We start from the raw sequence: 23,366 nt of genomic DNA, 5'->3' as shown, positions 1-23,366 counted from the left end.
CCGACCCGAACGCCGAAGGCGCTACAGCGACCCAGCCTGGCACTTGGAGGGCAGTCTAGCTTTAGCCGGGTGCGTGGCGCCAGTAAACGCAACAACTGGTTTCCTCGCCGAGCTACCTTACGACCCCACATCAGATGATCCTGGTTCGGGGTCCAAGTTCCGAACACGTGCTTCACACCAGCCTCGCTTCGTAGCGTTCGCTTGACTGCATCGAGCGCGCTTCGCACGGGTGACTTGCCAAGGCAGCCAGCCGTGATGGCGAACTGCGCCTCAATCAAGGCTGCGCGCGATGATGAGCTTCTGGATGTGACTGGTGCCCTCGTAGATCTTGGTCACGCGCACATCGCGGTAGTAGCGCTCCACCGGAAAGTCGGTGAGGTAGCCGTAGCCCCCGTGGATCTGCAACGCGTCGGAGCACACGCTCTCGGCCATCTCGCTGGCGAAGAGCTTGGCGATCGAGGCCTCCTTCGCGCATGGCAGGCCGACCTCGCACAACCGAGCGGCGTGCAGCATGTACTGGTGCGCCACCTCCACCTTCGTGGCCATGTCGGCGAGATCGAAGCCCACGCCCTGCAGCTTGATGATGGCCGCACCGTAGGCCTCGCGCTCCCTGGCGTACTTCACAGCCGCATCCAGCGCCGCGCGCGCCGCGCCGATCGCCACGGCCGCGATCGCCACGCGCCCTTCGGAAAGCGAGCCCATGATGCGCCTGTATCCCGACCCTTCCTCGCCGATGATGTCTTCGATCGGCACACGGCAGTCATCGAGCTGGATCTGAGCCACGTGGGCCGAGCGCTGGCCGAGCTTGTGCTCCACGCGTGCGACCTTGTAGCCAGGGTCCTTTGCATCGACGATCAGCAGGCTGCTGCCGTTCTTGCCGGCGGCCTTGTCAGTCACGGCCAGCACCAGCCCCACGCCAGCTTCGCTGCCGTTCGAGATGAACTGCTTGCTTCCGTTGAGCACGTAGTGGTCGCCTTCACGGCGCGCCGTCGTGCGGAAGGCCGCGGTGTCCGAACCCGCGTGCGGCTCGCTGAGCAGGAAAGCGCCGATGTGCTCGCCAATGGCAAGCTTGGCCAAGTACTTGTGCTTCTGCGTTTCGCTGCCTGCCCTGCTGATCATGAAACCGACCGAGTTGTGCACGTGCATCAGCGTCGCAAAGCCCGCATCCGCAGCGGCGAACTCTTCGATCGCCAAACAATATTCAACGAAGCTCACGCCCGCGCCGCCGTAGGCCTCCGGGGTCAGCATGCCCAGGAACCCAAGCTCGCCGACCGTCCTGAGTTCGTTGCGCGGCCAGGCGCTGGTGCGATCCCGCTCGGCGGCGGTGGGCGCCACAACCTCGGCCGCGACCTTGCGCGCCGAATCGCGGATCATGATTTCCTGCTCGCTCAGGAAGGCTGCGGAGATGTCGCTCATATCGTTGGGTCTCGGAGTGGATACGGAGCAGCTTAGGCGGCAGGGTGATTTCTCCGACCCCTTCTTTTTGGGGTGGGTGCAACCGTCGTGAAGCGGCGTCGCGCATCGACCCCACGAAAAGGGGGGGTCTTGCCACCGGGGCCCTTCCTAGACTCTGAGGAACATGATCAAGACCACATGGCATGAGCGCGTGGCGGTGCTCGCGCTCGACCGGCCCGCTTCGCTCAACGCACTCGACCCCGACCTGCTCGACCACCTGGGCGCGGCGCTGGGCGATGTCCTCCACCGCGGCGCCGCGGCGGTCGTGCTCTCGGGCGAGGGCCGCGCGTTCTCGGCAGGCGCCGACCTGCGCTGGTTCGCTCAGCGTACTGCGCAAGGTACCGAGGCTCAACTTGCGGCGCTGTCCGAGATGCTCGAGGCTGGCGCACGCGTTGTACGCGCCATCCTGGCGGCGCCGGTGCCCGTGATCTCTGCGATCAACGGACCTTGCATCGGCGGCGCGATGGGCATCGCCCTGGCCGCGGATGTCGCACTCGCGGCGCGTTCGGCGTACTTCTCCTTGCCGCAAGTGCCTCAACTCGGCATCGTGCCGGACCTGGGCGCCACCTGGCTGCTCCCGCGCGTGGTCGGGCGACCGCGTGCGATGGCCATGTCCCTCTTCGGCGACAAGATCACTGGCGAGCAGGCCGAACAATGGGGCATGGTGTGGCAGTGCGTAGACGACGACGCCCTCCAGGCGCACGCGCTTTCGACCGCGCGGCGCCTTGCGGGCATGCCCGCACAGGCGGTCATCGGCGCACGCCGTCTGCTGGACGAGGCGTTCGACCGCTCAATGGGATTGCAGCTCGATGAAGAGGGCCGTCGACAGATGGAGCTGCTGATGTCCGACGGTGAAACGCGACCCCCGGCTCGCCAGCAGACTCATCTCCAGGCACCCTGAGGGGGGCCCTCCAGGGATTGCACACGCGCAGGACGATGACCGCCCTGCGACGCGCTACACCTTCACCAACGCCGGTGGAAAATAGCTGCGTTCGGCCACCGCGCCCTGGGGCCGGTAGAAACGGAACGTGAGGTTGTAGTCGGTTCCCTTGGGCGTGGGGAGCCAGTTGCCATCCGGCGCGTCCTGGGGCTTCTGGTCCGCGAAATGGAGCGTCAGGGAGCCGTCGGCGCCGTATTCGAGGTTGGACTGGTTGTTCAGCAGAAAGCGCTTGAGCGCATTGGGCAACACCTGCTTGTGGACAGCGTCGACGCCGATCACGGACCAGAACCAGGTCGCGTACTGCGCCGGCAGGTGTTCCTTCGGGAAATGCAAGGTGTAGGCATGTTCGCCCGACAACGCCGCGCCCGCGCTGTCGACGAAGCCCTTGTAGTAGATGACCTCCTGCGGTGTGTTGGCCCAGATGCCGCCGTAGTTCACGAGCGTGCGCACCAGCCAGTCATCCATGTAGATGCCCGACGTCGAGGGCAGCACCCAACCGTTCTTGCGGGTGCCATGGCCCACGTTCGGCAAGGCTTTGTGGAAGTCATCGAAAGCCCTGGTCCTGATGACCTGGTCGATGCGTTGCCGCTGCGCGGGGTCCTTGACGACCTGGGCAATCGCGCGCGTGTCGGCCTGCAGCTTTTCCATCCCCGGGTTGATGTCGGCCTCGCTGTCAAGGGCGAGATCGGCGGACTCGAAGGCTTCGACCCCAGGCAGGTTTTCGGAATCGAACATGACGGTCTGTGGCACCGGCGGGTGGATCGGCTTGCCGACGATGCTGAAGATGACTCGCCGCTGCAAGGCGACTGCCTCATCCCAGGTGGCGCCGAGCTCGACGCGCGACAGGACACGCATGTGCCGCACCGGCACGTCGATGCGCTGGGTACCGGGGGGCAGCTTGACCTGGGCGTCCTTCAGGCAGACCGCGAAGTTGCCGTGCGAGTGCCCGGGATACGTGCGCTCATTGATATTGGCGACCGTCTCGCCCCACCCGTTGAGGAATTGCACCGTGTAGTAGCGCCCGGTGATCTCAGGCACGGACACGTCCAGCCAGCTCTCATCGTCGATCGCGACCCAGGCTTCGGAGTAGGCGACGTCGAGATTGGGATTGGGCCAGACCACCTGTCCGGGTTCACGGTGGACCAACTGGTTCCACTGGAATCCTTCCTCGAAGTCGAGCTGCTGCTGGCGCAGCACGAGCAGGCGGGACAGCAGATAGATATAGGCATCGCTGACCTGCTGGTCGCTGGGGTCAAGAGCCGTGGACTGCGCGGCAGCAGAGGTTGCCAACTTTGAACTCCAGATAGTTGCGGGGAGGCCATTCTTGGCGGCGCGATGGAAGGTGTCAAACCGTCCTCGCCGGTCGGTGGACGCCTCGGCTGAACGACGTTGACACTGATGGCCTCGTTGCGAAGAATCGTCGAGGCCGCCATTTCTCGGCCGGCATGCAAGCGCTCCCGAAAAGGATTCGAATGAAGAAGACCCTTAGCGGCATCGCCGCAGCGAATGACTTGGCAAGTCCCCCTCGAACACAAGATTCTCCGCCGGGGCCGGTGCCAGGCACGCGCACCACCGAGACCTACATCCGCACCGTCGCGCGCGACATCTATGTCTGGGCCTGGCCCATGATCAACATCTACAACCGCCGCCTCGCGTTCAAGCAGGCGCCGAAGGTCGGGCTGATGAACGGCGTGCTGCCGTTCGCACCGCTGAACCGCATGGCAATGCTCAGCGACTACATCCAGCCTTCGCAGCGCTGGGTGGCCTGCCCAAACCAGGACGTGGTCTACGGCGCCGGCATTGCCGCGCTCGACGAGACCGCCGTCGTGGTCCAAGTGCCGGACTTCGGCAAGCGCTTCTGGGTCTACCAGCTCGTCGACTTGCGTACGGACAGCTTCGCCAGGCTCGGCGTGATGCACGGCAGCAAGCCCGGCTTCTACCTGCTGGTCGGTCCGACTTGGGATGGTGCGGTACCGGAAGGCATCAACGGGGTGTTCCGCTCCTCCACCAGCACGGCCTTCGTCGTGCCGCGAGTGTTCCAGGATGACACGCCCGAGGACAAGCAGGCGATACAGTCAGTAATTACCGGCATCGACATGTATCCGCTCGCGGAATTCGACGGCACGACGAAGCAGCGCGACTGGCACGGGCTGCCGGAACTGCCATCGCCTACCGGCGACAGCGGCAGCGGCGAGACTCGCTGGGTCTTCCCCGACAAGTTCATCGACGAGTTATCTGCGGTGCTCGCCGATGCGCCACCCATGCCAGGAGAGGAGGCGCGTTACGCACAAGCACACGCCCTGATCGAACTGGCTCGCAACGACGCGCAGCTAAAGCAGGCAGTGCTCGACGAAGCCACCAGGGCCGAGCAGGAGGTCGTGACACCGCTGCTGCAATTCCGCAACTTCGGCATTCCACTGGCGAACCACTGGACCACCGTCGACAACAGTGCGCAGTTCGGCACCGACTACTTCACCCGCACCGCCATCGCCAAGTCCAACATCCTGGTCAACGCGCCCGCCGAGACCAAGTACGTGTACCAGGACCTCGACGCCAGCGGCGCGCGACTCAACGGCCACAACAAATACACCATAACCTTTGCGAAGGGGCAGCTGCCGCCGGTGCGCGGCTTCTGGTCACTCACCATGTACGACGCCGCGCACTTTTTCGTCGAGAACCCGATCCAGCGATATTCGCTGGGCACGAAGAACAGGGACCTGAAGTCGTCGCCCGATGGTTCGCTGACCCTCTACGTTCAGACCGACGAGCCCGGCGATCCACTCCAGCGCAGCAACTGGCTGCCTGCGCCAAGGGACGCGGACTTCTCTCTCTTTGTGCGCGCCTACTGGCCCGACGCGGCGATCACAGACAAAACCTGGACGCCGCCGGGCGTTGTCAAGGCGTCATGAGCAGACAGTCGGCGCCGAAACCGACGAAAGGCGAGCCATCGGCATGTGCCTGATGATGATCAAGGAGCGGACAAACTTGAGCCCGCAATGGTCGCGGCTTCGGCGAGACACGCCGCCGTCGGCGGGGCGCCGACCACACGCGCCCTGGCGATCTCCGCGCGTGCGGCGGACATCTGTGCGTTGAACACCGCGTTGGCGTGCAGTTGCGCCACCGCGGCAGAACCCACCAGTCGACCGGCGTCGATGTCGCTTTGCCAGTGAACGCCGCAGATGGCGCGGCCTTGTGCGAATGCACGGCCACGTTGCAGGAGCGCATCCTTGCGGTCGGGCGCGAGTTCCGTCAACAGCAACGCCCATCCCCACCCGATCGCTGAGTGGCCCGACGGATAAGAGCCATCCTTCGCCAGAAACGCCTCTTCCTTTGGCGTGCAACTGCCCGCCTTGAGCATGATGAAAGGTCGCACACGGGCATATTTGTTCTTGGCCTTGTAGGTCGCCAAGGCCGTATCGGTCAAGGTACGCCTCAGCAGCATGTTGAGATTGGGCGTGCCCTTCTCGGAGATCTGCATCCCCAGCGCGCACGAGAACACCGAAGCGGCTTCCGGGAAGTTAAGGTTCGCATCCGAGATCGCCATGGCGCCGCGCGGCGTGCCTTGAAATTTCGTGAGGGTGTTGAACGTGGCAGTGTCGGCTGACAGCGCAGGCGATCCCTCAATCGGCGGCGGGGGCAACAGGGCGAGGCTGTCCAAGGCTTCGGCGGGCGCCAGATAGCCTTTCAAGAAGCCGGTGCCCGCGCGCAACTCGCCCACTTCGGCGGGCGACGTGGGCGCGACAACCGGTGGCGCTGTCGTGCAGGCACCGATGAGGTTGATGCACAAGCCGATAGCAAGCAATTTGATTGACATGTTGATCATTTCTGATGCCTTGACGGCCCTCATGGTCGCTTCAGAAAGCAGGTCGCCGTCGCGGTTGCAAGGAGCTTGCCGTCCGTGGTCGTCAAGGAGCCCTCGGACGTCGCAATGTTTCGGGAGATGTGGACGAGGGTGGCTTCCGCGACCAGTTCCTGATCCCTTGGGATCGGTCGCAACATCTTCACGTGCAGATCGATGGTGCCGTAGCCAACACCTGCTTCCAGGGTGGAGTGGACTGCGCATCCCGTCGCGGAATCAAGAACGGTGGCAGCAAAGCCTCCGTGGACACCACCGAGCGGATTGAGATGCCGGGTATCGGCTTGCGCAGAAATCCTGACGCGTCCTGGTTCTATTTCCAGGAACGACATTGGAATCGTCTGCGCCATCGACGCGCGTGGAACTCTCCCCGCGATGTCTGCTTGCAGCAACTCGATCCCGGTCATTCCAAGGGGATGGGTCATTTCGCTCACAGGCCTGTGTTTTCACGCCAGACGAACGCGCTGATGCGGTGCCACACGAATTTATCCACCTTCACTGCGCAGCCTTCTCGAGTGGCTTGCCCAGCAGCGCACGCACGGCTTCCACCGACGCCTCGCCACCCTGCCCCGTTTCGCGCACCGCAAAAGCCAGCAGCGCCTGTTCTTGCCGGGTGATGTGACGCAGCAACACATGCTCCTTGCTTCCGGCGGGCACCAATTGCTCAGGCCTTCATCCCGGCGATCGCGGCCTGGATCAGCGTATGCACCTGGGCATTCGAATCGTCATAGGCGCGCGCGCTGTCCCAGTCGGTGATCTGCGCGAAGTGCTCGGCCACGCCGTCGACGGTGCACTCCTTCGGGCCGAGATAGACCGCTGCGGTGTCCTCGATGCGGCATGCCGAGAAGGCGCCGCCGCCGGCCGACAGCGTCGTCTTCGAGGGCGCGTCTTCGCTCACGAGGAACAACGCCGCGGGCGTCACCTGCTCGGGCTTGATGGCGTCGAGCATGGCGGCCGGCAGCACGTCTTCGGTCATGCGTGTGGCGGCCATTGGTGCGATGGTGTTGACGCGGATGTTGTTCTTCTTGCCTTCGATGGTGAGCATGTGCATCAGGCCCACCAGCGCCATCTTGGCCGCGCCGTAGTTGGACTGGCCGAAATTGCCGAACAGGCCCGAAGCGGAGGTGGTCATCAGGATGCGGCCGTAGTTCTGCTCGCGCATGATTTCCCACACGGCCTTGGTGCAGTTCACCGAGCCCATCAGGTGCACGTCGACCACGGCCTTGAAGTCGGCGATCTCCATCTTCGAGAAGGTCTTGTCGCGCAGGATGCCCGCGTTGTTGAGCAGCACGTCGACGCGGCCGAACGCGGCCTTGGCCTGCTCGACCATGGCCAGCACCTGCTCGAAGTCGCAGACGTTGGCGCCGTTGGCGATGGCGGTGCCACCTGCGGCACGGATCTCGTCGACCACCTTCTGCGCCGCATCGAAGGAAGTGCCCTGACCATCACGGCTGCCGCCGAAGTCATTGACCACCACCTTGGCGCCGCGTCGTGCAAGCTCCAATGCATGCGCACGGCCCAAGCCATTGCCAGCACCCGTCACGATGGCCACGCGGCCGTCAAATCGAATCGTCATGTCGTTACCTCTTTCAAGAATGGAAAAACAAGGAAATCAGGGGAAGCGCCGGGTGATGGACTCGGCCACGCACACGGGCTTGGGCGCGCCTTCGAGCTCGATCGACATCTCGATGAGCATCTGGGCGCCGTGGCCCTCCAGCGGCTCCCAATTCAGGAGCTTAAAATGCGCACGGAGACGGCTGTTAACGGGCACCGGCTTCATGAAGCGCACCTTGTTGAGCCCGTAGTTGACGCCCATGGTGCTCTTGCGGATTTCGAAAGCCGACTGGAAGAACGCCGGCAGCAGGCTCAGCGTGAGAAAGCCGTGCGCGATCGGGACGCCGAAGGGGCCGCTCTTCGCGCGCTCCACGTCGACGTGGATCCACTGGTGGTCGCCCGTGGCATCGGCGAACTTGTTGATACGCGGCTGGTCGATCAGCAGCCAGTCGCTGGTGCCGATGTTTTGTCCGACCAGCGGCTTGAGGTCCTCGAGGGTTTCGTAGCTCTTCATGGAAGCGTTCCAGTTGAATGTGATGCGAGGCAAGTGATCGCGCTCGCGGGGTCGCTTGGGTCGAGCTAGGTTAAGCGGCCACAACCGGAGAAGAGCCCCCCTTCTTTGGAGGGGCGCTGCGCAATGAGCGCTACTCGATCAGGCCCTTGTTGCGTGCCCAGGTCAGCGCGTCATAGCGGCTGGACATCTGCAGCTTTGCCAGCACGTTGCGGATGTTCCACTTGACGGTTTCCGGCGTGATGTTGAGCGTCTGCGCGATGCGCTTGCTCGACATCGCCTTGGCCACCAGCCCGAGAATTTCGATCTCGCGCGGTGTCAGCGTGACGGCGTCCGCCCCGGCTGCGCGGGGTGCGGACTTTCCCTTGTCTTGCGCCGCGGGTATCGGTACTTCCCATCGGCGCAGCAGATCATCGACGAAGGGCGCCAGGCGCGCGTCCAGGCTGCTGCCGGAACCGCGCAAGCGGGCCAACAGCTCGCCGACCCGCGCGCCCTCGTCCAGGAAGGTTCGCAGGAGTCCGGCCGGAGCGCCAGATTGCACCGCACGCGCCAGGAAATCCAGCGCTTCTTCGTCGCGCTTGAGATAGTCGAGCGTCAGGGCGGCCAGGATGTCGGCCTGCACCTGCAGGCGCACGCGCCCGAAGCCCCAGGCGAACTGACGCACCTCGTCCAGCGCCCGCAGCGCGTCGTCGGGGCGGGCATCCACCAGCGCCAGGCGTGCGCGTGCAAGCGCCGCAAGCGCCGGGATCTCGGCACGAAATCCCTGCGCATCGCGATGCACCGTTGCCAGCGCATCGATCTTCAAGGCCAGCTCGGCCGCGCGAGTGCGCTCGCCCGAAACGAGCAGCACCTTCACCTGTTCGACCAGCATGGCCGCCACCAGTCGGTCGAGCCCAAGGCTGTGATAGTGCGCCTGCTGCGCTTCCAGGAAGGACAGCGCGGCCTCCGGGCCGATCTGCAGCATGTCGAGCCGCGCATTGCACAGCGCGGCGTGGATCATCGTGCCGGGCGACGACGAACGCAGGATGCCGCTGCGGTTGGCCAGGACCTCGCGCGCCTCGTCGATCCGGTCGAGTTCGTAGTAGGCGTTGCCAAGCGTTGCGGCACACAGGTTGGCGCTGACCGACCTGCGCCCATAGGCGGTCTCGGCCCGAGCGAGGATCTCCGCACCAACCCGGGCCGTCTCCCTTGCGTTGCCTTCGATGCCCCACGTGGTGGCGCGCATGGATTGCACCACCAGCGCCATGTCGTTCTCACGGTCGTCGGGCGGGATCGGGGTGTCGTCGAGCAGCCGGTGGGCGTCGGTGTAGCGGCCGGCCGCCGCGTAGGCCGTTGCCAATGCCGACACGTGCACGTAGCGCAGGAAGCGATTTTCCGTCGGCACCTTGTCCAGCGGCTCGAGCAGGTCGATCACGCGTTGCGTGTTGTCGCGCTGCAGCGCCACCGCCGCGTCAGCGAGCGCGAAGCGCGAGGAGATGGCCGGGGCCTTGGCCGCCTCGCTTTCGCGGATCTGTGCAATCCAGCGTTCGGCCTGGGCTGGGCGGGCCGTCAGCGCATAGGTGAGACAGGCAAGGAAGAACAGTCGCGGACGCTGGTGCAGTGCTTCCTGTGGCAGGTGATTGAGCAGGTTCAACATGGGGCTGATGTAGCCCAGGCTCCAGGTGCTGGGCGCCGCGTTCTCGATGGCGCTCACCGCAAATTCGAGATCGCCGCCAAGGATCGCGTGCCGCACCGCTTCAACCAGCAGTTCCTGGTCTGCAAACCAGCGGCTCGCGCGGCGATGCAGTTCCTTGGCGTGGTCTGGCCCACGCTCTGCGAGGCGAGCCGAAAGAAACTCGCCAAAGAGCGGATGGAAGCGATACCAGGGCGTACGGTCGTCGGAATCGACGCGATAGATCAGCAGGTTTTCATCTTCAGCCCGCTTGATCCACGCCCCGGCTTGCCCGTTGCCCGTCACCGCTGCAGCCAGCCCGGCGTTGAAGCGGCGGCACACCGAAAGCATCTCCATGAAAGCGGTGAAGTCGGTCGGCAGGTGCGCAATGACGTCCTCGGCCAGGTACACCTGCAGGTCGCCGAGCTTCCAGGCAAGGTCCTGCAGCGTCGCCCGGGCCTGCGGCCGGCCGCGCAGCATGACGGTAATCAGTTGCAGGCTGGCGGGCCAGCCGCTGGTCAGGTCGTGGATCAGCCGCAACTCATCGGCGCTCAGCTTCATCGTGCTGATGTTCTGCTCGAAGAAGACCCGTGTCTCGTCCAGATCGAAAGGCAGTTCGGCCAGCCCGAGCTCGGCCACCTTGTCGAGCACGCGCAGGCGACCAATGCTGAATGGCGGGGCCATGCGCGACGCGACGGCGATGTGCAGGTTGGGCGGACAGTGGTCGAGCAGGCGCTGCATCAGCTTGTGTGCCCACGGATCCTCGACGTGCTGGTAGTCGTCGATGATGAGGTAAAGCTCCTTCGGCAGCCCCTGCGCGCCGTTGACGGCAGTGGCGACCACGGCCTCGATCGCCTTGCTGCTGCCGCCCTCGAGCAGCATGTCGTCTTCGACCGGGATGCCCAGCCGCTGCAGGGCGGCGAGCAGGTAGGCGCAGAAGTTGGCCACTTCCTTCTCTTCCTGCCCAAGCGACAGCCATGCGACCTCGGCTCCCTCCTTCATCAGCTCCTGCCGCCATTGCGCCATCAGGATGGTCTTGCCGAAGCCGGCGCTGCCGGTCACGAGGGTAAAGGTCGCGCCGCTCGTGTCGGCCAGTTGCGCCAGCAGGTGCTTGCGCGGGATGTAGCGCGCCCCGATGCGAGGGGGCGCGAACTTCGTCGAGACGAGGAGATTGTCGAAATTCATCGGACGGCGAGTATGCGAGCTTCCGGAGCGCAGCGGGAGAGCAATTTCGCTAGGCGCCTGTCAATCAGCCCACTCGCCGGGATTGATTCAACCAGTATTTTTCGCGAACCTGCCGGCGCAGCACTTTGCCGGCGACGCTCAGCGGCAACCCCTTCACGAAGTTCACCGTCTTCGGTGCCTTGAACCGGCCGATGCGGCTCTTGACATGCTCGATCAGTTCCTCGGCGCTCGTGCTGTTTCCGGCCCTGAGCACGACCTCGGCATGCACAGCTTCACCCCATTCCTCATGCGGCACGCCGACCACTGCGGACATCTCCACGCCCGCGTGGGCATCGAGCGCCGCCTCGACCTCGATGGCATAGACGTTGAAGCCTCCGGTGATGATCATGTCTTTTTTGCGGTCGACGATGTAGAGGTAGCCCTCGTCGTCAAGGTAGCCAAGATCGCCCGACTTCCAGTAGCCGTTGCTGAACTCGGCCGCCGTGGCCTCCGGATTCTTGTAGTAGCCCGAGATGGTCGCCCGCGAACGCAGCCACACCTCGCCCGTCACGCCACACGGCACGGGTCTGCCCTCCTCGTCCATCAGCCGCACCTCGGCCGTGATGGCCACGCGCCCGGCCGAAGTGAGCCGCTTGGCGTCGAGATCGACGTGGTCGCGCTTGTAGAGCGTGGTCACCGGTTGCAGGCATTCGGTGGCGCCATACACCTGCAGGAAGATGTTGCCGAAGCGCTCCTGCAGTTGCCTGAGCTTGGCCGGGCTCATCGGCGCCGCGCCGTACCACACGGTGCGCAGACAGGAAAGGTCATGACGCGCGGCCTCCGGCATATCGAGCAGCCAGTACAGCAGGGTCGGCACCAGCATCGCCATGGTGATGCGCTCGGCCTCCAGGTGGCGGCACCAGGTCTTCAGGTCCGGTACGTTCTGCGTGACGGTGCAGCCGCCGCGAAAGAGCGTCGGCAGAAGGCCCAGGCCGGAGCCATGGCTGATGGGCGCCATGTGCAGGAAGCGTGTGCTTGCCTCGTAGACCTGCTCGTCCTCGGCATAGTAGGAATCGCGGCAGGCGAGCCAGTTGTCCATGGTGTACTGCGCGCACTTGGAGCGACCTGTGGTCCCGCCGGTGAAACGGTACACGAGGATGTCCTGCGTTGTTTCGCTTTCGATTCCGGGGTTGTCGTCGGGCATGTCTTCGAGCAGGTCCCAGAAGTGCAGCAGTCCTTCGCGCGGCGCATCGGGCGTGTCCATGCACACCACCGTGACGCCGCGCTCGTGCAGCATGCCGTGGTACTTGTCGATCAGCGCGTTCTCGATGAAGACGACCTTGGGACGGATGAAATCGACCTGCCACACATGCTCGTCGAACGAATCGCGGTAGTTGGTGAAGGCCGCGGCAGCCTCGCCCTTGAGGGCAGTCCAGGTGTGCAGCAGCGACAGGTTGTCGTTTTCCAGGATGCACAGGTAGACGTCGCCGCGGCGCAGGGCCAGGCGCTGCCGCATCATGTTCACGATGCGGTTGGTGAGCGCATGTAGTTCGCGGAAGGTGAAGCGGCGCTGCCGCTCGATGTGGACGAGCGCTTCACGCTCGGCATGGCGCAGCGCGAGCTGGCCCATCAACTGCGCGAAATCGATCTTCATCGGCGGACACCCCTTCTTTCAGCCGTGCTCGACCACAACACCGCGACCGCTCGCGGCCCAGGCCTGCGAGCGCACGAGGTAGCGATCCTCGATGACGCTGCGGCGAATCTTGAAGCTCGGCGTGAGAAAGCCATTGTCTACCGACCATGGCTCATCGATCGCCACCAGGTAGTCGAGCTTTTCGTGGTCCTCCAGCCCCTCGTTCACCGTCTTGCGCAGTTCTTCCAGCTCTGCCACCAGTGCCTCGCGCGAGGCCGGGTCCTTCAACTCCTGGCGTCCGTCGGCCGTCAGCATCAACAGCGCGAACGGCTGCGGATAGGCGGGCCCTGTCACGCACACCGCCTCCACCTTCGGATGCGCGAAGCGGTTCTCGATGGGCGCGGGCGCGACGTACTTGCCCTTGCTGGTCTTGAAGATCTCCTTCACGCGGCCGGTGATCTTCAGGCGCCGCTGTTTGTCCTCCTCGCCGCGGTCGCCGGTCTTGAAGTAGCCGTCCGCCGTCATGCTCTGGGCCGTGAGTTCAGGCTGCTTGTAGTAGCCCAACATCAGGGTCGCGCCCTTCATCAGGATCTCTCCGCCCTCGCCGATGCGCACGTCGATGCCGGGCGCGGGCTCACCGCAGTAGCCCAGGCGCACCTTGCCCGGCTGGGTCACGTGCGAGTGGCAGAAGTTCTCCGTCATGCCGTAGACGTCGCGAAGTTCCAGGCCGAGCTCGCGATACCAGGAGATGATCTCCGCGGGCAACGGCGCCGAGCCGGTGAATGCGATCCGCACTGCGTCCAGCCCCAGCATTTCGAGGATTTCCTTCTTCGTCCGGTCCGAGGATGCGGGCAGCGCGAACAGCAGCTTCTGCTTGTCCAGCGGCACCTTGGCGCAGACGGCCTGGTAGAACTTGGTCCACAGCCGGGGCATGGAGATGAACAGCGTGGGCCGGGCGCGCCGCAAATCGGCGGCGAAGGTTTCGAGGCAGTCGTTGAAGTACAGGTGCAGGCCCTGGCAGATGGCGTGCGTCTCGACGAAGGCGCGCTCCGCGGCGTGCGCCAGCGGGAGGTACGAGAGCATCCGGTCGGCCGGGGTGATCTTGCAGTACTCGCCCGACAGCTTGGAATACATCCCCATGGTGCCGAAGCTGTGCATCACACCCTTGGGCATGCCGGTGGTACCGGAGGTGTAGATGATGGTGGCGAGGTCGGCCGCATCGGGCAGGTGCACCGCTTGCAGCGGCTCATGCATTCCCGTCAGAACATCCCACTCCAGCGGCAACGGGAACGGCGACATCGGCATGCCCACCATGGGCACTTCGGTCGGCACGATCCTGCGGATCTCGTTCCAGGAGTCGGTCTTGCCGTCGAGCTTGCCGACGAACAGCAGCCGCACGTTGCAGTGATCGAGGATGTAGCGGGCGTTCGTGGCACTGATGGTCACATAGATCGGCACGGACACGTGGCCCGCCATCCAGATTGCGAGGTCGGCCATGATCCAGTGGGAGCTGTTCTTGCCGACGATGCCGATGCTGCTGCCGGCTGGCAGCTCCAGCGACTGCAGGTAGGCCGCCATGCGCCGGGCCTGGTCGGCAACCTGCTTCCAGGTGAAGTCCACCACGCTGCCGTCGGGGCGCGGCTCGGTGAGGAAAATGGCGTCCGGCTGCGTTTGCTCCCAATGGAGAAAGCGATGCACGGGGGTGATGGTGTTCTGGTCGTTCAAGTCTGTCTCCTGTGGTCTTGACGCTCGCCCCATGTGGACGGCGCCTTGTCTCCTGCCTTCTGCCTTAGCCCGGCCGGCGTAGCAGCTGGGGTGTCGAGTCCAGATGGAATCCGTTGAAGGGAATGCTTTTCGCGTGAGGTTGCAGCTTCCAGGTGCTTCGCGCGTTGGGAGCGCCGCCATCCACGCGAATGCAGCTGCCGGTGATGAAGGCGGCCGCTGGCGAGAGCAGGTACACGATGGCGGACGACACCTCCGACACCGTGCCGTAGCGCTGCGCCGGAATCGTGTTGGCGTGTTGCAGGATGGTGGCCATCGCATCGCCGGTGTAGTTGTCGAAGCCGCTGGAAGCAATCATTCCTGGCGCGACGCTGTTGACGCGCACGCCCGACGCCGCCCATTCGCAGGCCGCGCTCTCGGTGAGCGAATTCATCGCGGCGCGCGACGCGCCGGAGTGGGCAATGCCCGGCAGGCCCCTCCACATGTCCGCGCTCATGTTGACGATGGCGCCGCCATGTTGCGCCATCCAGCGCCGGTAGACCTCCCGCATGACGATGAAGCCGCCGGTGAGGTTGCTGCGCACCACGGCGTCGAAGCCATTGGTCGAGATGTCCGCTAGCGGCGCGAAGAACTGGCCGCCGGCATTGTTGACCAGCCCGTCGATGCGCCCGTGGCGCGCGAGCACGGCCTCGACGACTTCGATCACCGCGGCCTCGTCGCGGATGTCGCACACGTGCGTGGAGACCGCGGTGCCCTGCGCCTCGATCTCCGCGGCCACACTCGCCAGCTTTTCCGCCTTGCGCCCGACGATGGCGATCTGCGCGCCGAGCGCGGCCAGCTCATGCGCGGTGCAACGGCCAATGCCGCTGCCGCCGCCGGTCACAACGATGAGCTGGCCGTCAAAGAGACCGGGCCGGTAGATGGATTGGTAGTGCATGGCCGTTTGTGCAAGCAGCGCCGATGTCAGGCGGCCGCGGCCCAGTCGCGCAGCACGGCCTCGTTGTGCTGGCCACGGCGTGGCACGGCCGCGAGCGGTGCTGCTGGCGTGCCGGAAAACCTCGGTGCTGGGTTGGCCTGCAGCACGCCGTCGATGCGGCTGTAGACCGCGCGGTGTGCCATGTGCGGATGCCCGGCCGCCTCGTCGGGATCCAGCACGGCGGCGAAGCAAGCATCGCTGCCCTCCAGCAGTTCGCACCACTCGTTGCGCGTGCGCGTTGCGAAGATGCCGGTGAAGCGCTCGTGCAGTCGTGGCCAGCGGCTGGCGTCGTACGGGCCCGCAAAGTCCGGGTCGTGGGCGAGGCCAAGGTGCTCCAGCAGGATGCGGTAGAAGCGCGGCTCCAACGAGCCGATGCTGACGAAGCGGCCATCGGCGCAGCGGTAGGTGCGGTACCAGTGCGGTCCATCCAGCAGGCTGGCACCGCGCTCGCTGGTGAAGTGGCCGCCGGCCTTCAGCGCCAGCAGCAGGTTCATCATGTGCGCGCTGCCATCGACGATGGCTGCATCGACGACCTGTCCCTTGCCGGTGGTGCGTGCGTTCATCACGCCCGCTAGCAGGCCCACGGCAAGGTACATGGCACCGCCGCCGATGTCGCCCACGAGGCTTGGTGGTGCCATCGGCGCCTCACCGGGCTGGCCCGAATACCACAGCGCGCCGGACACGCCGATGTAGTTGATGTCGTGCCCAGCGGCATGCGCTAGCGGTCCGTCCTGGCCCCATCCGGTCATACGGCCATACACGAGTCGTGGGTTGCGCGCGAGGCACACGTCCGGTCCCAGGCCCAGGCGCTCCATCACGCCGGGGCGCATGCCTTCGATCAGCGCGTCGCAACTCTCGATCAGCCCGAGCACCGTCTGCACGCCTTCGGCCGTCTTCAGGTCGATTGCGATCGATCGCTTGCCTCGATTGCTGATGCTCTGGGCACCGAGGTCCAGGTCCTCGGCGCCGGCCTTCAGGCGATCGACCAGCACCACGTCCGCGCCGAGGTCTGCAAACAGCATGCCGCAGAAAGGTGCCGGGCCGATGCCGGCGATCTCGAGGACCCGCAAGCCCGCCAGCGGCCCACCCTTTTTCGTGTTGTTCATTCCTTGATTTCCATTCGTGCGGAGTTCAGGCCACTGCGCCGGAGATCGCGGCGGCGCAGGCGGCCTCGTGGCGGTCGGCGCTGCCGAGCAGCAGGTCGGCGACCACGGCACGCTTGAAGTAGTGGCCGACGAGGTATTCCTCGGTCATGCCGATACCGCCATGCAGCTGGACCGCCTGGCCGCAGACCGCTTTCGCGGCGCGGCCCACGAAGGCCTTGGCCGACGAAAGCGTCTTCTGCAACGCCGGGCCCTGCTGGTTCTGCATGGCGGCCAGCGCGGCGAACAGCATCGAGCGCGCCAGCTCCATCTCGGCCGCCATGTCGGCCATGCGATGCTGCAGTGCCTGGAAGCTGCCGATCGGCACGCCAAACTGCTTGCGGGCCTTCAGGTAATCGGCAGTCACCTCGATGGCCTTTTCCATCGCGCCAACCTGCTCGGCGCACAGCGCCACGATGGCGTGGGCAATGCCTGCCTGCAGTGCGGGCAGACCGCCGTCCGCTTCGCCCAGCACCGCGTCTGTGGCGACTTCGACACTCTCGAACATCAGGTCGGCTGCGTGGCTGCCGTCGTGCAAAGGCAAGTCGCGGCATTGCAGGCCAGGTGCGTTGGCGTCCACCAGCAGCAGGGTGATGCCGGTCGAGCCGGGTATTGCAGCGGAGACGATGAACTGGTCCGCGCCGATGGCGCCGAGCACCAGCGACTTGCGGCCCTGCAGCACATAGCCACCCGGCTTGCGTTCTGCGCGCAGCGACACGGGCGTGGGCATGCCGCGCGATCCAGCTTCGCTGTAAGCCAACGCGAGACGGCGCGAGCCGTCGGCCAACGCCGGCAGCAGGCGGTCCTTCTGCGCGGCGGTGCCGCCGGCAACCAGCGTCTGCGCGGCGAGCACGGCGCAGCCCAGAAAGGGCTCGATCACCAGCCCGCGGCCGAACTCCTGCGCGATGATGGCCGTGTCGACGAGCGATCCCCCAAGACCGCCGAAGGCCTCGGGAAGCGCGGCACCCACCCAGCCGTTGTCGGCAAAGGTCTGCCAATGCTGCGTAGTGCCGCCGCCCTGCCCTGCCTTCACCAGTGCGGCCCGCGCCTCGAAGCCGTAGGCCTTGTCGATGAAGCGGCGAACGCTGTCTTTCAGGAGCTGCTGCTCCGAATTCAGTTGGAAGTCCATGGTTCGTCGCTCAGAGTTGAAACAGCAGCTTGGCGATGATTCCGCGCTGCACTTCGCTCGTTCCGCCGTAAATGGTGGAGGCACGGCGGAAGAACATGTCGTTGGCCAGGCCGCGGCCTGTGTCCTGCCCCGGCAGCTGCACTTCGGTGTCGAGCTCGGGATGCGGATAGGCCACGGCCCCGTAGTCCCCGAGTGCCTCGACATGGAAGTCGGTGAGCTTCTGCTGCAGCTCGGTGCCGCGGATCTTGAGCATCGAGCCCAGCGACAGCGCATCCGGGTGATGTTCCATCTCCAGCGCAGCGACGCGCTGCACCAGCATGTCGATGGCCATCAATTCGGCCTCCAGCCTCGCCAGCTTGATCGCGAACTCGGGCCGCTCGCGCGGCCGTTCGCCGCCCGCGCATGACATGTCGGCCAGGCGGTAGATCTGCTGCAGGTAGCGCTTGAGCGACGGCAGCTCGACCGCCGATGCATGCTCGTTGTTGAGCAGGAACTTGGTGATCGTCCAGCCCGCACCCTCCTCGCCTACCAGGTTGGCCACCGGCACCCGGACGTTGTCGAAGAAGGTCTCGTTGAGGTGGTGGAAGTCGTCGATGCTGCGGATCGGGCGCACCGTGATGCCCGGCGTCTTCATGTCCACCAGCAGGAAACTGATGCCAGCCTGCTTCTTCACCTCGGGGTTGGTTCGAACCAGCAGGAAGATCCAGTCGGACTCGTGCGCATAGCTGGTCCAGATCTTCTGGCCGTTGACCACGTAGTGGTCGCCGTCGAGCTCCGCCCGCGTTCGGAGAGACGCCAGGTCCGAGCCGGAACCCGGTTCGGAAAAGCCCTGGCACCACAGCCGCTCGCCCTCGAGCACCGCGGGTATGTGCTGCGCCTTCTGCGTCGGCGTGGCGAACTCGTTGAGCACCGGGCCCAGCAGCTTGTGCAAGAAGCCGTCCTGCGTGGGGGTGCCGATGGCTGCGCACTCCTCGTCGAAAGCCAACATCTGCTGCACCGACCAGCCGGTGCCGCCGTGCGCCGCGGCCCAGTAAGGCGCGCCCCACCCGCGGGCATGCAGGACCTTCTGCCAGCACTTCACATCCGCAGGGGCGGAACGCGTGCTGCGTGGGCGGCCGGTAAGTTCGGGCGGAAGGCCCTGGAGGAACTCGCGTACCTCCAGGCGAAAAGCCTCCAGGCCGGGATCGGGATCGAAATCCATGCCGTGCTCAGTTCCTGTACATCGTCACGACCGCGGCACCGCCGATGCCGACGTTGTGCTGCAGCGCGATGCGCGCGCCCGGCACCTGCCGGTCGCCGCAGTTGTCGCGCAACTGTTGCACCAGTTCCACGCACTGGGCGAGCCCTGTGGCGCCGATCGGATGGCCCTTGGAAAGCAGGCCGCCGGAAGGGTTGGTGACGTACTTGCCGCCATAGGTGTTGTCGCCATCGTCCACGAACTTCTGCGCGCCGCCCTCGGGGCACAAGCCCAGCGCCTCGTAAGTCATGAGTTCGTTGTGCGCAAAGCAGTCGTGCAGTTCGACCACGTCCACGTCCTCGGCGCCGATGCCCGCGGCCTCGTAGACCTTGTTGGCTGCCGCGCGCGACATCGAGAAGCCCGCCAGATCGCGCATGTCGCCCGACTGAAAGGTCTCGGGGCCATCGGTGGTGAGCGCCTGGGCCGCGATCCACACACGGGAATCGAGGCCGTGCTTCCTCGCGTAGTCCTCACTGCACAGGACGACGGCCGCTGCGCCGCAGGTGGGCGGGCAGGCCATCAGCCGCGTCATCACGCCGGGCCAGACGACCTTGTCGGCCATCACCTCTTCGGTGGTCACCACCTTGCGGAATACCGACATCGGATTGTTCGCTGCATGACGGCTGGCCTTGGCGCGGATCTTCGCGAAGGTCTCCAGCGGCGTGCCGAAGCGGCGCATGTGCTCCAATCCGCCGCCGCCGAAGATGCGCAGCGCCGGGGGAATGTCCTGGCCGCCCAGCAGCTTGTCGAACTGCTGCATGAAGAGCTCGGTGGGGTTCGGGCGGTCGTCGAAGTTGGAGCCCAGGGCGCCCGGGTTCATCTGCTCGAAGCCGACGGCCAGCACGATGTCGGCGTCGCCGGCAGCAATCGCCTGGCGCGCCAGGTAAATAGCGCTGGAGCCGCTGGAGCAATTGTTGTGGACATTGATGATCGGGATGCCCGTCATGCCCACGTCGTACAGCACGCGCTGGCCAGCGGTGGAGTCCCCGTAGATGTAGCTGGCATAGGCCTGCTGGATGGATTCGTAACCGACGCCGGCATCGGCCAGTGCGATGCGCACGGCCTGCGCGCCCATGACCGGATAGGTCTCGCTGGCGCCCGGCTTCTTGAACGGGATCATGCCGACCCCGGCCACGACGATCTTCTTGCTCATGTGTTTCTCCTTGCTCAGACGAAGGCGCTGATGCCGGTGAGCGCGCGCGAAATGAACAGCTTTTGGATCTCGGTCGTGCCGTCCGGAATCGGGATCACGATGGCCTCGCGGGCGAATCGCTCCACGTCGAATTCCTTGGTCAGGCCGTTGCCGCCATGAAGTTGTACTGCGTCGCGGCAGACCTTCACAGCCATCTCGGTGGCAAACCACTTGGACATCGAGGACTGCACGTCGCAGCGCACGCCCGCGTCCATCATCGAGAACGCTCGCATGCACATGAGGCGCGCGGCATCGGTGAGCGTGGCCATCTCGGCGATCTTGGCGGCGATAAGTTGGTGCGCCGCGATGACCTTGCCGAACTGCTTGCGTTCCTTGGAATACGCGATCGAAGCCTCGAGCGCCGCACGCATCAGGCCGACCGACAGCATGCCGACATTGGCACGCGCCTTCTCGAACATCTTCATGGTGTTCTTCAGGCCCGCTCCGCGCTCCCAGACGATGCAACTGGCTGGCACGCGACAGTCGGTGAAAAAGACTTGCGCGGTCGACTGGCCGTTCATCGCGATCTTGTCGATGTTGCGCGATTCGAAGCCGTGCTCCTTGCGGTCGACCATGAAGTGCGTCAATTCCTTCGGACCGGTGCGCGCAGTGACGGTGAGGAAGTCGGCGTAGTGACCGTTGGAGATCCACGTCTTTTCGCCGTTGATGATGAAGTGGTCGCCGTCTTCCTTCGCGGAGGTCTTCAGGTCGGCCACGTTCGAGCCCACGTCGGGCTCGCTGATGCAGGCGCCGCCGAAGAGCTGGCCGGCCAGGATGCCCGGCAGGTACTTGTCTCGCAGGTGCTTTTGCGGCAGGTCGGCCAGGAAGTTGGCGGTGCCCTTGTTGATCATCACGCACAGCGCAACGTCGCAGGACACGGCGCACAGTTCCTCGAACAGCAGCGCCTCCATGACGAAGCCCAGGCCCATGCCACCGTGCTCCACCGGCACGCTCGCGCCGGGCAGGCCGAACTCGGCGATGCCCTGCGTGATCTCGCGCATCTTTTCCTTGGGAATGTGCTGATCGCGGTACTGCTTGACGATGGGACGCAGCTCGGCGTCGAGGAACTTGCGGAAGCTCTCGACGGCCAGTTTCTGGTCGTCGGTGATCATGTTCATGTTCATGTTGTTCTTTCGGTGTTCAGGCGCGCTCGAAGATGCCGATGTGCTCTGTCGCCTCTTCCACACGCCACAGGCCGCCGCCGTTGCCCTGGATGGCCAGGCGAGCGCCTTCCACTTGGCGCGGGCCGCATTCGCCGCGCAGTTGCGAGACGAGTTCGAAGATCTGGCCGAGGCCCGTGGCGCCGATCGGATGGCCCTTGGATTCCAGGCCGCCCGAGGGATTGACCGGGATCGAGCCGCCTAGGGTCGTCTCGCCGCGCTCGGCCAGTTCGCCGCTCGCGCCGGGTTCGCGCAGGCCAAGGGCCTCGAAGGAGAGCAGTTCGCCGATAGCCGTGGCGTCATGCACTTCGGCCACGTCGATGTCCTTCGGCGCCACGCCCGCCTGCTCGAAAGCCTGCAGCGCGGCAAGGCGCGTGCAGCCGGCGTCATGGTCGTCCGCATCACGTGCCGAGGCCGAGCGCACGACGCTGGCCAGCACCTTGACGGCGCGGTTGCGGTCGAAGCCGTACTTCTTCAGCGCCGACTCGGTGCAGAGGATGGCCGCCGATGCGCCGTCGGAAATCGGCGAGCACATGGGCAGCGTCAGGGGATAGGTGATCGGCGACGCAGCCAGGATCTGGTCGATGTCCATCGGCATGCGGTACTGCGAACGCTCGTTGTGCACCGAGTGGCCGTGGTTCTTCGACGCCACCGCCGCCAGTTGGCGCTGCGTGATGCCATAGCGGCTCATGAGACCGCGGCCCAGCGAGGCGTACACATCCATGAAAGGGCTGTAGGGCTTCTCGGACTGCGAGCCCGCGGGCGGCACGACGGCTTTGCCCATCTCGGCCAGGTACCCCTTGTTGGCCTCGAGGGTCTCGATGTCCCAGGCTGACTCGAAGCACGAGAACATCTTGGCCTTGTCGCTCGTGTACATCTTCTCGGCGCCCACCGCCAGCGCCACGTCGGCCGCACCGGCGCGCAACTGCATGACGGCGAGATTGAAGGCGTGGCTGGAAGAGGCGCACGCGCCTTCCAGGTTGTAGATCGGAATGCCTTCGATGCCCAAGGGCAGCAGGGCCACCTGGCCGCGGATCATTTGCTGGCCGTCGAAGTGGCCCTGCGTGGTGTTGCCGAAGAAGGCAGCGCCGATGGCCTTGCGGTCGCAGTTGGCGTCCTTGAGCGCGTCTTCCACCGCCCAGGCGGTGAGCTGCTTCACGCTCTTGTCCATGTGGCGGCCAAAGGTCGTCATGCCGACGCCAACGATGTAGATGTTTTCCATGTTCGGGAATTCCGGTGTTTGATCTCAATAGCCGCGGAATTGCGGCTTGCGCTTTTCGGCGAAGGCGGCGAGGCCCTCCTGGATGTCCCAGGAGCGCTGGTGGGTGCGCAGCTCGAGCTCTTCGTCGCGCAGTGCATCGCGTGTGGACTTGTCGGTGGCTTCGTTGGCCACGCGCTTCATGCGCGTGAGCACGATGGGGCTCTTGGTGGCCAGCTTCTCGCCGAGCGCCTGGGCGCGCGCCACAAGTTCCGCGTCGGCCACGACTTCGTTGACGAGGCCGTAGCGCTGCATCTCGTCGGCCGGCAGCGAGTCACCGGTGAACAGCAGGTACTTGGCGACGTTGGCCGGCACCTTGCGCGGCAGGATTGCCGCGCCGCCGCCGCCCGGGAACACGCCGAAGTTGGAGTGCGCATCGCCAAAGCGTGCACTCTGGCCGGCGACTACCAGGTCGCAGCACATCACCGTCTCCAGGCCGCCCGCCAGCGCCAGGCCGTTGACGGCCGCGATCACGGGCTTCGGAAAGGCGCGCAGCAGGTTGAAGAAATCGACGATGACGTCGAGATAGTCCTTTTCACCCGCCTCGACCGGGTTGCCGGCCTGCTTGAGGTCGGCGCCGGCACAGAAGGCTGCCCCGGTGCCGGTGAGCACCACGACGCGCACGGCTGGATCTTGTCGCCACTGCGACAGCGTGGCCGTCATGGCTTCCACCATTTCGCGGGTCAGGGCATTCATGGCCTTGGGGCGCTCCAGGGTGATCCAGCCCACTTGCTTGTTTGTCTCGATCGAAACACTCACGATTTATCTCCTTGCTTGATCCGTCTT

At 65.2% G+C, this 23,366-nt stretch carries 20 protein-coding genes; 2 read left to right on the top strand and 18 right to left on the bottom strand.

Annotated features, from left to right (window positions below; translation table 11 throughout):
- Nucleotides 1-270 precede the first annotated feature (270 nt).
- Nucleotides 271-1,416 (bottom strand): acyl-CoA dehydrogenase family protein, encoded by a 1,146-nt coding sequence (locus QTI04_RS00325; RefSeq protein WP_286613670.1) that lies wholly within the window; start codon nucleotides 1,414-1,416, stop codon nucleotides 271-273.
- A gap of 163 nt (nucleotides 1,417-1,579) precedes the next feature.
- Here QTI04_RS00325 and QTI04_RS00320 point away from each other — a divergent pair, with 163 nt between their 5' ends.
- The gene (locus QTI04_RS00320) at nucleotides 1,580-2,356 is read left to right on the top strand and encodes an enoyl-CoA hydratase/isomerase family protein (protein WP_286613669.1); all 777 of its coding nucleotides are present in this window, start codon (nucleotides 1,580-1,582) and stop codon (nucleotides 2,354-2,356) included.
- A gap of 54 nt (nucleotides 2,357-2,410) precedes the next feature.
- Here the strand turns inward: QTI04_RS00320 and QTI04_RS00315 are convergent, their stop codons facing one another.
- The gene (locus QTI04_RS00315) at nucleotides 2,411-3,685 is read right to left on the bottom strand and encodes a DUF1214 domain-containing protein (RefSeq protein ID WP_286613667.1); all 1,275 of its coding nucleotides are present in this window, start codon (nucleotides 3,683-3,685) and stop codon (nucleotides 2,411-2,413) included.
- A gap of 182 nt (nucleotides 3,686-3,867) precedes the next feature.
- Here QTI04_RS00315 and QTI04_RS00310 point away from each other — a divergent pair, with 182 nt between their 5' ends.
- On the top strand, nucleotides 3,868-5,304 hold the full coding sequence (locus tag QTI04_RS00310) for a DUF1254 domain-containing protein (RefSeq protein ID WP_286613666.1): 1,437 nt from the start codon (nucleotides 3,868-3,870) through the stop codon (nucleotides 5,302-5,304).
- A 59-nt stretch (nucleotides 5,305-5,363) separates the two neighbouring features.
- Here QTI04_RS00310 and QTI04_RS00305 read toward each other — a convergent pair whose 3' ends face one another.
- The 16 genes from QTI04_RS00305 to QTI04_RS00230 form a co-directional block, all read right to left on the bottom strand.
- Nucleotides 5,364-6,242 (bottom strand): phosphatase PAP2 family protein, encoded by an 879-nt coding sequence (locus tag QTI04_RS00305; RefSeq protein WP_286613665.1) that lies wholly within the window; start codon nucleotides 6,240-6,242, stop codon nucleotides 5,364-5,366.
- Nucleotides 6,239-6,676: a PaaI family thioesterase gene (locus tag QTI04_RS00300; RefSeq protein ID WP_286613664.1), complete on the bottom strand. Its 438-nt coding sequence runs from the start codon at nucleotides 6,674-6,676 to the stop codon at nucleotides 6,239-6,241. Before QTI04_RS00300 ends, QTI04_RS00305 begins: the two co-directional genes overlap by 4 nt.
- Before the next feature lie 70 nt (nucleotides 6,677-6,746).
- Nucleotides 6,747-6,881 (bottom strand): hypothetical protein, encoded by a 135-nt coding sequence (locus QTI04_RS00295; protein WP_286613662.1) that lies wholly within the window; start codon nucleotides 6,879-6,881, stop codon nucleotides 6,747-6,749.
- Nucleotides 6,882-6,915: 34 nt separating this feature from the next.
- Nucleotides 6,916-7,827: an SDR family oxidoreductase gene (locus QTI04_RS00290; protein ID WP_286613659.1), complete on the bottom strand. Its 912-nt coding sequence runs from the start codon at nucleotides 7,825-7,827 to the stop codon at nucleotides 6,916-6,918.
- A 36-nt stretch (nucleotides 7,828-7,863) separates the two neighbouring features.
- Complete coding sequence (locus QTI04_RS00285) at nucleotides 7,864-8,319, bottom strand: MaoC family dehydratase (protein WP_286613657.1); 456 nt, start codon at nucleotides 8,317-8,319, stop codon at nucleotides 7,864-7,866.
- A gap of 130 nt (nucleotides 8,320-8,449) precedes the next feature.
- Nucleotides 8,450-11,152, bottom strand: coding sequence for a LuxR C-terminal-related transcriptional regulator (locus tag QTI04_RS00280; RefSeq protein ID WP_286613656.1), 2,703 nt, complete (start codon nucleotides 11,150-11,152; stop codon nucleotides 8,450-8,452).
- A gap of 64 nt (nucleotides 11,153-11,216) precedes the next feature.
- Nucleotides 11,217-12,785: an AMP-binding protein gene (locus QTI04_RS00275; RefSeq protein ID WP_286613654.1), complete on the bottom strand. Its 1,569-nt coding sequence runs from the start codon at nucleotides 12,783-12,785 to the stop codon at nucleotides 11,217-11,219.
- Nucleotides 12,786-12,803: 18 nt separating this feature from the next.
- Entirely contained in the window at nucleotides 12,804-14,489 is a 1,686-nt protein-coding gene (locus QTI04_RS00270) for an AMP-binding protein (protein WP_286613652.1), read from the bottom strand.
- Nucleotides 14,490-14,553: 64 nt separating this feature from the next.
- The gene (locus QTI04_RS00265; RefSeq protein ID WP_286613651.1) at nucleotides 14,554-15,423 is read right to left on the bottom strand and encodes an SDR family oxidoreductase; all 870 of its coding nucleotides are present in this window, start codon (nucleotides 15,421-15,423) and stop codon (nucleotides 14,554-14,556) included.
- 26 nt (nucleotides 15,424-15,449) lie between these two features.
- Complete coding sequence (locus QTI04_RS00260) at nucleotides 15,450-16,568, bottom strand: CaiB/BaiF CoA-transferase family protein (protein WP_286613649.1); 1,119 nt, start codon at nucleotides 16,566-16,568, stop codon at nucleotides 15,450-15,452.
- Between the two features lie 25 nt (nucleotides 16,569-16,593).
- The gene (locus tag QTI04_RS00255) at nucleotides 16,594-17,733 is read right to left on the bottom strand and encodes an acyl-CoA dehydrogenase family protein (RefSeq protein WP_286613648.1); all 1,140 of its coding nucleotides are present in this window, start codon (nucleotides 17,731-17,733) and stop codon (nucleotides 16,594-16,596) included.
- 10 nt (nucleotides 17,734-17,743) lie between these two features.
- Nucleotides 17,744-18,934 carry an acyl-CoA dehydrogenase family protein gene (locus QTI04_RS00250; RefSeq protein ID WP_286613647.1) on the bottom strand — a complete coding sequence of 397 codons (1,191 nt, stop codon included), beginning with the start codon at nucleotides 18,932-18,934 and terminating at the stop codon, nucleotides 17,744-17,746.
- Between the two features lie 7 nt (nucleotides 18,935-18,941).
- A complete protein-coding gene (locus tag QTI04_RS00245; protein ID WP_286613646.1) occupies nucleotides 18,942-20,123 on the bottom strand; it encodes a lipid-transfer protein in 1,182 nt (393 codons plus the stop codon).
- A gap of 14 nt (nucleotides 20,124-20,137) precedes the next feature.
- Nucleotides 20,138-21,280 (bottom strand): acyl-CoA dehydrogenase family protein, encoded by a 1,143-nt coding sequence (locus QTI04_RS00240; protein ID WP_286613645.1) that lies wholly within the window; start codon nucleotides 21,278-21,280, stop codon nucleotides 20,138-20,140.
- Nucleotides 21,281-21,302: 22 nt separating this feature from the next.
- The gene (locus tag QTI04_RS00235; RefSeq protein ID WP_286613643.1) at nucleotides 21,303-22,544 is read right to left on the bottom strand and encodes a thiolase family protein; all 1,242 of its coding nucleotides are present in this window, start codon (nucleotides 22,542-22,544) and stop codon (nucleotides 21,303-21,305) included.
- A gap of 24 nt (nucleotides 22,545-22,568) precedes the next feature.
- Nucleotides 22,569-23,339, bottom strand: coding sequence for an enoyl-CoA hydratase/isomerase family protein (locus QTI04_RS00230; protein WP_286613641.1), 771 nt, complete (start codon nucleotides 23,337-23,339; stop codon nucleotides 22,569-22,571).
- Nucleotides 23,340-23,366: the final 27 nt, after the last annotated feature.

Origin of the sequence: Variovorax sp. J22R115 (genome assembly GCF_030317005.1) — a bacterium.
Classification (GTDB): Bacteria; Pseudomonadota; Gammaproteobacteria; order Burkholderiales; family Burkholderiaceae_C; genus Variovorax.
Note: the sequence above shows the minus strand (reverse complement) of the source record. Positions and strands in the feature narration are given on the sequence as shown.